General features: G+C 53.6%; 15 protein-coding genes. All 15 read left to right on the forward strand.

All coding sequences use genetic code 11. The features are described 5' to 3' along the window. The first annotated feature begins 27 nt into the window (after window positions 1-27). The 15 genes from DYC63_RS09895 to argB all read left to right on the forward strand — a co-directional run bounded on the left by DYC63_RS09895 (window position 28) and on the right by argB (window position 12609). A complete protein-coding gene (locus DYC63_RS09895) occupies window positions 28-735 on the forward strand; it encodes an ATP-binding cassette domain-containing protein (protein WP_115219072.1) in 708 nt (235 codons plus the stop codon). Continuing rightward, window positions 732-1595 carry a metal ABC transporter permease gene (locus DYC63_RS09900; RefSeq protein WP_115219073.1) on the forward strand — a complete coding sequence of 288 codons (864 nt, stop codon included), beginning with the start codon at window positions 732-734 and terminating at the stop codon, window positions 1593-1595. The genes DYC63_RS09895 and DYC63_RS09900 overlap by 4 nt, the downstream gene beginning before the upstream one ends. A 58-nt stretch (window positions 1596-1653) precedes the next feature. Then, a complete protein-coding gene (gene dksA / locus DYC63_RS09905; RefSeq protein ID WP_115219074.1) occupies window positions 1654-2091 on the forward strand; it encodes an RNA polymerase-binding protein DksA in 438 nt (145 codons plus the stop codon). After that, window positions 2091-2600 carry a YqiA/YcfP family alpha/beta fold hydrolase gene (locus DYC63_RS09910; RefSeq protein ID WP_115219075.1) on the forward strand — a complete coding sequence of 170 codons (510 nt, stop codon included), beginning with the start codon at window positions 2091-2093 and terminating at the stop codon, window positions 2598-2600. The genes dksA and DYC63_RS09910 overlap by 1 nt, the downstream gene beginning before the upstream one ends. A gap of 66 nt (window positions 2601-2666) precedes the next feature. Further along, a complete protein-coding gene (locus DYC63_RS09915; protein ID WP_115219076.1) occupies window positions 2667-3095 on the forward strand; it encodes a DUF2147 domain-containing protein in 429 nt (142 codons plus the stop codon). An 84-nt stretch (window positions 3096-3179) separates the two neighbouring features. Beyond that, a complete protein-coding gene (locus tag DYC63_RS09920) occupies window positions 3180-4049 on the forward strand; it encodes a 5-bromo-4-chloroindolyl phosphate hydrolysis family protein (RefSeq protein ID WP_115219077.1) in 870 nt (289 codons plus the stop codon). Beyond that, window positions 4030-5103: a toxic anion resistance protein gene (locus DYC63_RS09925; RefSeq protein WP_115219078.1), complete on the forward strand. Its 1074-nt coding sequence runs from the start codon at window positions 4030-4032 to the stop codon at window positions 5101-5103. Before DYC63_RS09920 ends, DYC63_RS09925 begins: the two co-directional genes overlap by 20 nt. 9 nt (window positions 5104-5112) lie before the next feature. Continuing rightward, complete coding sequence (locus tag DYC63_RS09930; RefSeq protein WP_115219079.1) at window positions 5113-5988, forward strand: DUF4339 domain-containing protein; 876 nt, start codon at window positions 5113-5115, stop codon at window positions 5986-5988. Next, window positions 5981-7507: a lytic transglycosylase domain-containing protein gene (locus DYC63_RS09935; RefSeq protein WP_245888138.1), complete on the forward strand. Its 1527-nt coding sequence runs from the start codon at window positions 5981-5983 to the stop codon at window positions 7505-7507. The genes DYC63_RS09930 and DYC63_RS09935 overlap by 8 nt, the downstream gene beginning before the upstream one ends. Next, complete coding sequence (locus tag DYC63_RS12980) at window positions 7507-8199, forward strand: lytic transglycosylase domain-containing protein (protein WP_218564607.1); 693 nt, start codon at window positions 7507-7509, stop codon at window positions 8197-8199. Before DYC63_RS09935 ends, DYC63_RS12980 begins: the two co-directional genes overlap by 1 nt. Before the next feature lie 15 nt (window positions 8200-8214). Next, entirely contained in the window at window positions 8215-10083 is a 1869-nt protein-coding gene (locus DYC63_RS09945; protein WP_115219080.1) for a lytic transglycosylase domain-containing protein, read from the forward strand. A gap of 9 nt (window positions 10084-10092) precedes the next feature. Further along, window positions 10093-10485, forward strand: a complete 393-nt coding sequence (locus tag DYC63_RS09950; protein WP_115219081.1) for an MliC family protein — start codon at window positions 10093-10095, stop codon at window positions 10483-10485. After that, window positions 10482-11072, forward strand: coding sequence for an imidazoleglycerol-phosphate dehydratase HisB (gene hisB, locus DYC63_RS09955; RefSeq protein WP_115219082.1), 591 nt, complete (start codon window positions 10482-10484; stop codon window positions 11070-11072). Before DYC63_RS09950 ends, hisB begins: the two co-directional genes overlap by 4 nt. Next, window positions 11073-11699, forward strand: coding sequence for an imidazole glycerol phosphate synthase subunit HisH (gene hisH / locus DYC63_RS09960; protein WP_115219083.1), 627 nt, complete (start codon window positions 11073-11075; stop codon window positions 11697-11699). A gap of 22 nt (window positions 11700-11721) precedes the next feature. Next, on the forward strand, window positions 11722-12609 hold the full coding sequence (gene argB / locus DYC63_RS09965; protein ID WP_115219084.1) for an acetylglutamate kinase: 888 nt from the start codon (window positions 11722-11724) through the stop codon (window positions 12607-12609). Window positions 12610-12614: the final 5 nt, after the last annotated feature.

Raw genomic sequence — 12614 nt, forward strand, 5'->3', positions numbered from 1 at the left:
ATAACGGAACTTTTACTCTGTGATTATATGTCTGATCCACTTATTTCCCTCGAACATATCAATTACCGCATCGGCGGACGCAGCATTTTACATGACATTTGCCTGCCGATTGAAAGCGGAGAACTATTAACCATCGTCGGGCCCAACGGCGCCGGCAAAAGCACATTGATGCGCCTGATTTTAGGACATTACCGCCCCAGCAGCGGCAGCATCACACGCCGCAAAGGACTGCGACTGGCCTATGTGCCGCAAAGTTTTCATACCCCTTCCGATTTGCCCATTAGCATGCGCCGCTTTCTCAAAGGCTTGGATTATCAGCAAGCGGACTCGCCGCTGGATTCCTTAAACATCCGCCATTTGCTCGACAGCCCCCTGCAAAATCTCTCGGGCGGCGAAACACAGCGTCTTTTACTGGCACGCGCCATGCTCAATCGTCCCGAATTAATCGTTTTAGACGAACCGGCGGCGGGCATCGATCCTTCCGCCTTGGGCAATTACTACCACCATATCCGCGACTATCAGCTGAAAACCCGATGCGCGATTGTCTTAGTCTCGCATGATCTGCATCTCGTTATGGCGGCAAGCGATAAAGTGCTGTGCTTAAACGGACATATCTGCTGCATGGGCAAACCGCAGGAGATTGCCAAGCACCCCGATTTCCTGCGCCTGCTCGGACAAGCCGAAGCCGCCGAACTCGGCATCTACCATCATCATCACAACCATCAACACTTATGAATTTCTTCTTACAATTTGTTTTGATTCCTTGGACTTGCGCCGTTTTATCCGCTGCCGCCGCCGCGCCCTTGGGCAGCATCATCTCTTGGCGGCGCCTGATTTATTTCGGCGAAGCCCTTGCTCATAGCGCCTGGCTGGGCATTGCCTTGGCATTATATTTCCGCCTACCCATCTATCTTGGCATTTGGGGCATTACCGCTCTATTAGTCATCCTGCTCTATGTCATCAAACGCCGCACCGGCGCAGACGGCAACAACATCCTCGGCACCCTCTCGCATTTCATGCTGGCATTAGGCGTGATTGCCCTGTCGAAAATGGAAAACATCCGCACCGACCTGTTCGGCTATTTATTCGGCGACATCTTAAACGCCGGCGGCAGAGACTTACTGCTCATCGCCATTGCCACCGTGCTCACGCTCCTGTTCATTAAATGGCTGTGGCAGCCCCTGATTCTGCTGACCGTCAGCGAAGACATCGCCCGTACCGAAATCCCGAATGTGCATCGCTACGAAGGCATTTTCCTGCTCCTGCTCGGACTATTCACCGGCATTATGATTCAATTTATAGGACTGATGCTGGTCATGGCATTTCTGATTATCCCCATTCAAACCACCAACCGCTTCGCACACACACCGGAGCAATGCGTGCTCTGGGCGGCGATACTCTCGACGATTACCGCCACGCTCGGCGTCGGCATGGCGTATTTATGGGATTTTCCGGTCGCTCCCGCCATTGTCGGCATCAGCGGCATCTGCTATTTCGCCGCCTTGTGTTACCAAAAATTATACTTCACCGAGGCAAAGCGCTTAGATGCAGGCACAGGATCTAATGCTTCTGCGATTAGACAAGAAAAACTTTGACTTCATACCGACCGCTGCGTAATATGCAGCGGTTTTTTTCAAGCCACCCCCATATTTTATGACAAAACAAAAAGCTCAAACCACTGAAAACAATCAAAAATACAGCCCTGCTGACGGCGAAGAATACATGTCCGCCAAGCAATTGGAATACTTCACACAACTGCTTCATCAATGGAAGCAGGAAATCATTGACGAAAGCGAACGTACCCGCGCATATCTCAAAGACGAAAACACCCATACGGCGGATTTAAACGACCGCGCCACCCAAGAAGAAGAATTCTCACTGGAACTGCGCACGCGCGACCGCCAACGTAAACTCATGCACAAAATCGATAAAACCCTTGAACGCATCAACAGCGGTGATTTCGGCTACTGCGACCAATGCGGCGAAGAAATCGGTTTCCGTCGCTTGGAAGCGCGCCCGACCGCCGAATTATGTATCGATTGCAAGCAAATTGCGGAACGACGCGAAAAAGGCTTTTTTGAAGACCACTGATGCACATTATTTGCTCGCATGGGCGCGGCGGCAGTCCTGATGATGCGATTATGCAGCAGTTGGCAAAGACCGCAGGTCGCTTCTGCGACGCTGTCAGCAGCATCCACGATACCGACATCCAGCAAGACCCCGAAGCCCGCGCCGCACGCTTAATTCAAAACATTCAAAACCTACCTGCCCAAGAACCGGTCATTTTGGCGGGTTTTTCCATGGGCGGCTACACCTCCGTACTTGCCGCCGAACAATGCCGACAAGTACGCGGATTATTTCTTGTTGCCCCCGCCCTCTATTTGCCGCATTACGCCCAACATCGTTACAGCAATGATTTGATTAATGTTGAGATTGTACACGGTTGGTCGGACAACGTGGTAATCTTCGAACATTCCCTGCGTTTTGCCCGCGAATGCAATGCGCCCCTGCATCTTCTGCCCGGCGGACACATGATGCTCTCGCAACTCTCGCGCATTGATGAGTTATTCAGTCAATATTTGCAACGCGTTATTAAATAATTTAAAGACGATGCCTTAGCCCCGCTTTTGCGGTATGATTGCCCAAGTTTCTTCAAGGAGTTTATCGTGATTTCTCTTAAAAAATTATGGCTTATCAGCCTTTTAAGCCTATCCGGCTTTGCATTTGCCGCCAATCCCGTCGGCTACTGGCAATTAAAAGACAAAACGGGACAGCCAATCATGATTATCCGCGTTTTCCAAGACAGACAAGGGCTTTCTGCCAAATTGATTGAATACATCCCTAACAGAAATGCGCGCTGCAGCAAATGCGAAGGCAAAAACGCCGACAAACCCATCCACGGCATGGTGCTTATCACAGACTTGCAGGCAGAAAAAGACAATCAATGGAGCGGCGGCAAAATTCTCAATCCCCTGACCGGCAAAGTCAGCAAAGTACAAATGACGATTAATGCCGCCGGCACCGAGCTGAAAATCAACAGCTACGGATTCCTTTCTTGGTTCGGAAGCGCCGATGTCTGGACCAGAAGAAAATAAATCCGCCTATTCCCTGCGCTTTTTTTCATGGTGTCTGCTGATTTGGGTCAGTAGCATTCCTTCCTGCATGATGCTTCTGCGTTAATGAAAAAACATTGGCTCACAAAGCTTAAAAACAAAGCCCTGTTGCTGCGCGGTTCCAGTTTGCTGCTGCCCGTCCTGCCGCTCAGCCTGAGCGCGATTATCGGCTTATTCCAAGCGCGCGCGCTTAAAGTCGGCATTAGTTTATTGGCCTGCGCCTGCTTTATCTATGCCGCCAAATGCACGCGCCATTACTACCGCCAATTAGCCCAAGTCCTGCAAGAAGACCAAGCCTTGGGCGAAATACGGGACAGCCGCGGGCAGGGACTGACAGCCTTTACCTTAGCCATACTTCTGTTATCCGCCTATCTTCTGCGCCATCCGCTGTGGATTTTGCTCGGCACATTGGCAGGCGCCGGCAGCTATTATTTTCATTACATGCAAGCGCAGCAACTGCCGCCGAGCGCGGATAATCCGCCGCCGCACAACGATACCCGCCATTTATCCCCGACCCTGCAGGCAATGATTGCAGATGCGGAAAACCATAGCGCCGCATTATGGCAATTAAGCGAAGCATATCGGCAGCACCCTTTAAGCGCGGTACGCGCTTTAAGCGAAAAAATACGCATCAGTGCGCAACGCGCCCAACGCTTAATCAGTCTATGCGCCCAAGAAGCGGACAACATCCGCCGCCTGCGTCCCTTTTTCATCGTGCAATTGCCTGAAATCCTGAGCATTTGCCAAGCCTGCCTGCAAGAAAATCCGGAACAGAGTGAGCATTTGGCGCAATTAGACCGTTTATTAGACAGCGTCAACCACACCTTTGCCGAACAGAGCCGCGCCCTGCTTGCGCATGACAATATTCAGTTACATAGTAAAATGGACGTTTTGCGTCAACAATTAGAGAGTAGCCATGACAAACAACAGCACTAATCCTAGCCAAACTTTTCTCGATAACGAGCAGCTGGACGAGCAGTGCGTACGCAGTCTGGCAAGCTCGCTAGACATCCACAGCAGCCAAAGCGTGCTGAATTTCGGCTCCAAAGCGCAGCAGGAATTAACCAGTGTCGCCGATGCCATGCTGAAAAACGTGCAAATCAAAGACAGCGGACAAGCGGGCGAATTGCTCACGCAAATGGTGCTGACCCTCAAAGGTCTGCAAAACGCCCAAGAAGAATTGAAAAAGAAAAACGGCTTTTGGGCCAAACTCTTCGGCAAAACCCAAGAGCCGATTCTCGCCTTCATGCAGAAATTCACCACCGTCAGCGACCAAGTCGATGCCATCAGTAACCGCTTGGAAAGCCAAAAACAAAACCTCTTAATCGATATCAATAGACTTGACCGTCTTTATGAAGTGACATTGAAGCATTACCGCGAACTGGCACATTTCATTGCCGCCGGCGAGGCGGCCAAACGTCATGCCGATGAAGTGACCCTGCCCGTTCTCAAAGAACGGGCGGAAAAAAACAATACGATGGAAAATGCGCAGGTCCTGCGCGATTACCAAAGCCAGCGCGATGAACTCGAGCGCCGCCTGCAAGATTTGCTACTCACGCGCCAAGTAGCGATGCAATCTCTGCCCAGCATCCGCCTGATTCAGGAAAACGACAAAGGATTGGTCAATAAAATCAATACCACGCTTGTCAACACCGTTCCTTTATGGCGGCAGCAATTGGCGCAATCTTTGGCCATCCACCGCAGCAGCGAAGCGGCGCAGGCGCTCAAGGCCAGCAGCGATTTGACCAATGAACTGCTCCTGAAAAATGCCGAGAATCTACAAATGGCAAACCGCGAAACGCGCGAACAAATCGAGCGCGGCGTCTTCGATATCCAAGCGGTAGAAGAAGCCAACCGCCGCCTCATCGCCACCATTGAAGAAAGCATCGAGCTCAATGCCAATGCGCAAAAAGCGCGCGAAGACGTCAAGCAGCGTCTGCAAGAAGCCGAAGCGCAACTGAAAAGCACTTTAAAACACGCTGCTGAATAAGGGATTTTTATGCTGAATCATCTATTTGCCCGCTTTATGCAGCAAAACAATCAAACCAATATCTTGCAATCCGCGCCTGTCGGAGAATGTCTGCACATTCAACACATCGAAACATTTTCCGAGCCCTGTTTATTGCGTGTCGCCGCCAAGCAGCAAGTCTGCCTCGTGCAAAACGGTTGGCGCAGCCCGATTTATCAAGAAGGTGAACACGCCCTCTCTTCAAGAGCGCTCAGCGCCTTAAATCCCAATATGCCGCTACAATTGATCTTCCTGCATATCGAACACAGCCTGCAGCGCGACTGGCAGCATCAGGGCTTGCATCTGCAGGGGCAATACCAATTACGCATTTTGAACAGCGAAGCCTTTTTAAGCCAGCTTTTAAGCCTGTCGCCGATACCCGATTTAAGCGCATTCGATCAGTGGCTAGTAAGGCAAATCGAGCATATCGTGCAAGAACAGCAAATTTCCGCACAGGACGTACAAGACTATCCGCAGCGCCTTGCTCTCTTTCTTAAAGACGTTCTCAATGCGCGCCTATTAAATCCCCAAGGCATGACGCTAGACCGCTTTAGCGCCGATTATGAAATCCCCGTCGCCGATACCGCCGCGCAAGAAAACGCCGCAGAAAAGTCCTCGGCGCCGATCGCAGAAACGGCTTCGCCTTCTTCCCTCACGACAACAGCACAGGAAAACGAAGTCGCAGAATTTTACTGCGCCATGAACGGCGGTCAGCAAGGGCCCTACCGGCGCCAAGAATTGCAAAATCTCATCAGCAGCGGCGAAATCACACCGCAAACCCTTGTATGGAAGCCGGGCTTACACTCATGGCAAGCCATCAAACAATTTTCTGAATTTCAATGGCATGACAAGACAATCAATGACTAATTTTTCTCTGCAACTCGCCCTAATCGCCGCCTGCTGTACCGCTTTATTATTCAGCCCCGAGAGTAAGGCGCAATCCGCCAATCAGCTCTATATCTGCGATAACGGCAGCGGCAGCACCAATATCGTCAGCGCCGCCCAGCGTAGCGGCAAATGCAAACCTTATCAAAAAGGCATGTTCGGCAATTACAATGCCGGCGCCACCGTCATGCCCCTAGACAAAGCCACCGAAAATTTCACCGATAAAGCCGAAAGCAGCAATCTCTTTGCCAACGTCATCGCCGCAGAAAAACAGCAGGCAGTAGCATCTGCAAACTCCGCCTCTGTACCGCTAGAAGATTTCAAAGAAACCGGCGCCATCCATATTTTCTATTGCCCCGATTACCGCAGCGGGCGTATGATTGAAGCCACTAGTCCGCCTGAACCGACCTGCCGTTCCATCGGTATCAAAGCCGAAGTACAAGACCCGCGCGGCATCGTGCCGACACCCAAAACTACTGCCGAACCGCAGATTGTGCCGACCAAAGACGGCAGCGGTGCTATTGTCGCCACCGACTCGCCGCCGACCGATATTTACAAATGCTTTGATCAGGAAGGACTGCCGACCTTTGTCGCCAGCGACCAAATCGACAAATACCGCCGTTGCAGCTTCTTCCAACGCTCCTATGCCGGCGCGAAAGCCGATTTCACTCAACAGGCCCGACAGCCGCAAGCCCCTTCCTTAACCCGATTGGCGGCACAAGGCGTCGGCGCAGCGCCAACCCCCACCGCTTCCGCCGCCCTGCGCTGCGTCGGTGCGGGAAAAGTGGAATTTAACGGCAGCACCCGCGAATATAACTGCGCCACCCGTTCTTTCGACATGACACCCGGCTCTTCCGGCGGACAAGTCATTCTCGGCGACCGCAGTGCCAATATCGCCGCACACCGCTTGGACTATTTCGGCTCGGAAGGCAGTTGTAGCGGCGTGGTTACCACGCCCGAAGGTCGCGTTCTGCATCTCGACCCGACCAAAGATTGTCCGCAAGCGCTGAAAATCGAGGCGCGCCGCATCGAAGCCGAATACGTCAAAACCATTTCGGTCAATGTCTCGGGCGCATTCTTGGAGCGTCAGCGCGGCTTATCGGCGCAAATCAATGAAATCGCCGCGCGCATCGGTGTTGATCCTTATTTGGTTCATGCCGTTATTTCCGCCGAATCCGCCTATAAAAGCCGTGCCGTCTCGCATGCCGGCGCCCAAGGTCTGATGCAGCTCATGCCGGCGACCGCCCGACGCTTCGGCGTATCCGATTCTTTCCACACCGGCGAGAACATCCGCGGCGGCACCACCTACCTCAAATGGCTGCTGAAAGAATTCAACGGCAATTACCAACTTGCCATCGCAGGCTACAATGCGGGCGAAGGCAATGTGAAGAAATACGGCTATAAAATACCGCCCTTTATCGAAACCCGCGCCTATGTACCGAAAGTCATGGAATACTACCGCAAATATAAGGCGAACCCCGCTTTGATCGGACTGCAATAATGAACAAAACCCTTCTCGTCCTTGCCTGTCTGTGGACAGGCGCCCTCCTTCCCGCACAGGCAAAATCCTGCGGCAGTTATGTCAAAGACGGCAAAACCCACCAAATCCCCTGTTCGCTTGGCAAAGACTTGAAAAGCAGCGTCGCGGCAGGGCAGACCTGCAAAGCGGAAATCAAAGTCAACGGTTTAACGGTAAAATTACGTCATCAATGCGTAGTCAAACCCAGCGGCAAAACCGGCGCCCAAAGCGTTGTCGAGCCGCAGGGCAGCATGCGCGAACGCCTCAACCAACTCAAAGCCACCATCAATACTTTGGCGGCAAAACACGGCATCGAGCCGGCTTTGGCGCATGCCGTGATTACCGTGGAATCCGCCTATCGCAGCGACGTGGTTTCCAGCAAAGGCGCCATCGGACTGATGCAGTTGATGCCCAACACCGCCAGCCATCTCAATGTCGCCGATCCCTTCGACAGCCGCCAAAACATCGACGGCGGCATCCGCTACTTAAAAGAATTGCTCGGGCGCTTTAACGGCAATACCACCCTTGCCATTGCCGCCTATAATGCCGGTCCGAGCGCGGTGAGCAAATACGGCAACCAAATTCCGCCCTATACCGAAACCCAGAATTACGTCAAACACGTAAGCGCTTACCGCGACAAATACCGCCAAGAATGGAAATCACATATCTACTAATCCACAGGACCTTTCATGCTCGTTAAATACCTCTCTTCCTTCATGCTGTTTCTTTTTAGCCTGCCCTCGCAGGCGGCGGAAAGCCTCCTGCAAGCCGAAACGGCGGTTCAAAACGGTGCGCCGCTCAGCCAATACCAACATCTCGCCGCGCATCCGCTCTATCCCTATCTGCAATACCGCCATTACCGTAACCATTTGCAAACCCTGCCCAGCCAAGAAATCAGCGATTTTCTGCGTCTGCATCCGCGCGCACCCTTTTCCGGCTGGCTGGCCGAACATGCCTATCCGCTGTGGCTGGCGCGCGGCGATTATGCAGCCATTCTCAACAGCTACTCCCCCGCCTTTGCCGATGAAAGTATCGAATGCGAATGGCGTTTGGCAAATCTGCGCAGCGGCAATCGCGCCCAAGCCCAGCAAGGGCTGGAAGCATTATGGCTGTCGCCCAAAAGCATCGAAGCCGCCTGCGATCCGCTCTTTGCCCAATTGCCGCCGAGCGCCGCAAAAATCGAAGCGCGCTTCCGTCTGGTAATGCTGGAAGGCGAACTCAGTCTCGCCAATCGTCTGCGCCCGCATCTGCAAGGCAATGCCGCCTCCGCCGCCGACACATGGCTCGCCATCCGCCGCGGCAGCCTGCCGCTTAATAGCGCTTTAAGCATCAACGAGCCGCAATGGCGCGCCGCCGCCGTCAGCGACATTTTACGCCGCTATGCACGCGAACGCCTGCATGAAGTGGCGGCGATAGCGCAGCAAGGCATGCAAGCCGGCGTATTCACATTAGAGAAAGAAGCCGCCGCCAAAGGCTTATCGCGCGTTGCGGCACGACTGGCGCAAGAAGACAATCCGCTGGCAGAAAGCATCTTCGCCGCCATTCCGCAGGGCTTGCACGATAAAAATGCCGTCTTCGATCTCATCGCCTACGAATTGCGCCTGCAACGCTGGCAGCAGCTGATACCGCTGTTAAGCAATATGGGCGGCAAATCCGGCGCACAGGCGGAAGTGCAATATTGGCTCGGCAAAGCCTATGAAAAAACCGGACAGGCAGACAAAGCGCGCCAACACTATCAAGCCGCCGCCGCGCAGCGCGATTTCTTCGGCTTTCTTGCCGCCGAAAAACTCGGACAAGCGCCGCAATTTAACGACAAACCGCTATTGCGCGACAGCCATTACGCCCAAATCAGCGCGCAACCGGCCGCCTACCGCTTGAAAACCTTCTTGCGCATGGGCGACATGCGCCGCGCCCAGCAAGAATACAATGGCTTAACCTATAAAATGCCGCCTGCCGAATTGCGCCAAGCCGCCCTGCTCGCCGCCGAGCAAGGCTGGGTGATTCAAAGCGTGGTCAGCTTAGTAAAAACCGAAGACTGGGACGCACTCAATGTCCGCTTCCCTCTGCAATACGAGCAGAAAGTACGGCATCTGGCACAGCAAAACAACATCAGCCCCGCCACTATTTTCGCTATCATCCGCAAAGAAAGCATTTTCCAGCCGCAGATTAAATCCAGTGCCGGCGCTATCGGACTGATGCAAGTCATGCCCGCCACCGCACGCCACGTCGCCAATCAAAGCGGCATCGCCTACAGCGGCAGTCAGCAGCTCACTGATATCGACACCAATCTGCAACTCGGCAGCCGCTATCTTGCCGACCGCTTAAGAGAATTCGGACACCTTGCCTATGCCGCCGCCGCTTACAATGCTGGGCCTTCGCGCGTCAATACATGGCGCGCCAGACACCCTAATCTGCCGCTGGACGAATGGATAGCGCAAATTCCCTTTTACGAAACCCGCGATTACGTCAAACGCGTACTGGAATACGAGCGTATTTACGAATACCGCCTCGGCATCGCGCACAAACCTTATCGCCAACAAAGCCTCAGACCTTGGTAAGGAGAACCGATGAAAACCTTTATCTCTGCCTGTAGCTGCGCCCTATTGCTCAGCGCCTGCGCCAGCCAATCCGGCGACAGCATCGAAGCGCAAAATCCCGCGCAAGGGGCGGGCATTCCCCTGCCGCCGCAAGTCAAACTGCCGATTAGCGCGGACAAATGGACGCTTTGGCAATGCCAAGACGGCAGCCGCCTCGAAACGCGCTTAAGCGCCGACGGACGGCAATTACAGCTGCGCTATCAAGGACGCGAAGCGCAATTGCAGCAAGCCGCCTCCGCCCGTCCCGCCATTTTTGAAAATACCCACCTTGCTTTTTTTAGCGACGGCAAAACCGCCGCCGTCGGTCATCCGCACAGCCCGACGGTACTGAGCAGCGGCTGCCGCTTAGGAGAACTGAAATGACACGTCAAACCCGCATCGAACGCCATACCAATGAAACCAAAATCGACATCAGCCTTAATCTCGACGGCACGGGCAAAGCCCGCCTCAATACAGGACTGGGCTTTTTCGACCACATGCTCGAGCAAATCGCGCGCCACGGATTATTGGATATAGACCTGCACGTCGAAGGCGATTTGCACGTCGATTGCCACCACAGTATTGAAGATACCGGCATTGCGCTCGGCGACGCCCTGCGCGAAGCCTTGGGAGACAAACGCGGCATTTACCGCTACGGACATGCCTATGTGCCGCTGGACGAGGCCTTATCGCGCGTGGTTATCGATTTTTCAGGCCGCCCCGGTCTGCATTTTCATGCTCAATTCAACCGCGATAAAATCGGCGACATCGACACCGAAGCCTTTTTTGAATTTTTCCAAGGCTTTGCCAATCATGCCCGCGCCACCGTCCACATCGACAATCTGCGCGGCGTGAACAATCATCACATCATCGAAACCATCTTCAAGGCTTTCGGGCGCGCCCTGCGTATGGCGGCGGCAGAAGATCCGCGCGCCGCCGGCACCATTCCCTCGACCAAAGGCTGCTTATAAATGCGCATCGCGATTATTGACTACGGCATGGGCAATCTGCACAGCGTACATAAGGCTTTGCAAAACGTTGCCCCGACTGCCAAGCTCTGCCTTGCCACCGCCGCCGCAGACATTCGCCAAGCCGACCGCATCTTATTGCCCGGACAAGGCGCGATTGCCGCCTGTATGCGCGCTTTGCAAGACTTAGACCTGATTGACGCCCTGCAAACGGCGGCGCGCGAAAAACCCTTTTTAGGCATCTGCATCGGGCCGCAATTAATGATGCGGCGCAGCGAAGAAAACGGCGGTGTGGACGGCTTGGGCTTTTTTGAAGGCGAAGTCCGGCGTTTTCGTCCCGATTACCGCGACGGCGACGCACCGATTAAAATTCCGCATATGGGCTGGAACCGCATCCGACAAAGCCAAGCGCATCCGCTGTGGCAGCACATTGAAGATAATAGCTATTTCTACTATGTACATAGCTACCATCTCTCGTCCAATCCGCACAGCATCGGCAGCACGCAATACGGCATCGTCTTTCCTGCCGCCATTGCCCGCGACAACATCGCCGGACTGCAAGCCCATCCTGAAAAATCCGCTCAAGCCGGCTTGCAATTTCTTGCCAATTTCGTGAACTGGCAACCTTAAAACATCTATAAAGAGGAGAAACATGCACGCATCCGCTCCCGCGCTTAAAGCCAGCGACAAAGCCGCCATTCTAAGCGAGGCTTTGCCCTATATCCGCCGCTTTGCCGGCTGTATTTTCGTGATTAAATACGGCGGCAATGCCATGACGGAGGAAACACTCAAAGAAGGCTTTGCCAAAGACGTATCTCTGCTGAAATTGGTCGGTATTCATCCGGTGATTGTGCATGGCGGCGGGCCGCAAATAAACGCCATGCTGGAGAAAATCGGCAAGCAGGGCGAATTTGTGCAAGGTATGCGGGTAACAGACCTTGAAACCATGCAAATTGTAGAAATGGTCTTGGGCGCGCAGGTCAATAAAGAAATCGTCTCGCTGATTAATCAGCATGGCGGCAAAGCGGTCGGTTTAACCGGACGCGACGCCCACTTCATCCGCGCGCGCAAACTCCTGCTCAATACGCCCGAACAAGGCTGTATCGATATCGGACAAGTAGGCGAAATCGAGCGCATCGACTGCAGTTTGCTGCAAGAAATGGTGCAAGACGGCTATATTCCGGTCGTCGCGCCGATTGGCGCCGGTGCAAACGGCGAAGCCTTCAATATCAATGCCGATGTGGTCGCAGGACGCCTCGCGGCGGAACTGAATGCGGAAAAGCTGATTATGATGACCAATATCACGGGCGTGATGGATAAAGCCGGCAATCTGCTGACCAATCTCAGCCCGAAAAAAATCGAAGCCCTGATTGCCGACGGCACGCTCTCCGGCGGTATGCTGCCGAAAATCGCCTCCGCCCTTGATGCCGCCGCAGAAGGCGTGAAAGCCGTGCACATCATTGACGGACGCGTGCTTAATGCCATGCTGCTTGAAATTTTCACCGACAGCGGCGTCGGCTCCATGATTTTAGCTGAATAAAAGGA

The sequence above is a fragment of the Suttonella indologenes genome (genome assembly GCF_900460215.1).
GTDB lineage: Bacteria > Pseudomonadota > Gammaproteobacteria > Cardiobacteriales > Cardiobacteriaceae > Suttonella > Suttonella indologenes.